1 pseudogene is annotated in these 400 nt (G+C 62.2%); it reads left to right on the top strand.

What is annotated here, in order from left to right:
* Positions 1–395 (top strand): annotated as a pseudogene (locus tag CVM73_RS40800) (hypothetical protein); the annotation flags it as partial.
* Positions 396–400: the final 5 nt, after the last annotated feature.

Genomic DNA, 400 nt, shown 5'->3' with positions numbered 1-400 from the left:
GCGCCGGGACCGAGAGCGCATTGCTCGCGGCAGGTCTCGGCAAGGCTTGCGAACTCTCGCGCGATCTAGCCTCAATGCACCAGGTTCGGGTCTTGCGCGACCATTTTTGGCGCGGGCTACAGGAGCAGTTTGGCAATAGCATCACCCTCAACGGGCACCCTGTGCATCGTCTGCCGAACCCGCTAACAGTTTCCTTCATCAGTTGTATTGGCGCGGAGATATTGAACGCGCTCCACGGCGTTGCGGCCTCAACAGGCTCAGCGCGCCATGCCGGGCGCATCGAGCTATCGCCCGTGCTTCAAGCGATGGGGGTCACGCCGGAGGTGGGTATGGGCGCAATTCCGCTTCAGCCTCGGGCGCGGAACGACCCGCGAAGAAATCGACGTGGTCGCTGAACAAT

This window comes from Bradyrhizobium forestalis (genome assembly GCF_002795245.1).
In the GTDB taxonomy this organism is placed as follows: domain Bacteria; phylum Pseudomonadota; class Alphaproteobacteria; order Rhizobiales; family Xanthobacteraceae; genus Bradyrhizobium; species Bradyrhizobium forestalis.
Note: the sequence above shows the minus strand (reverse complement) of the source record. Positions and strands in the feature narration are given on the sequence as shown.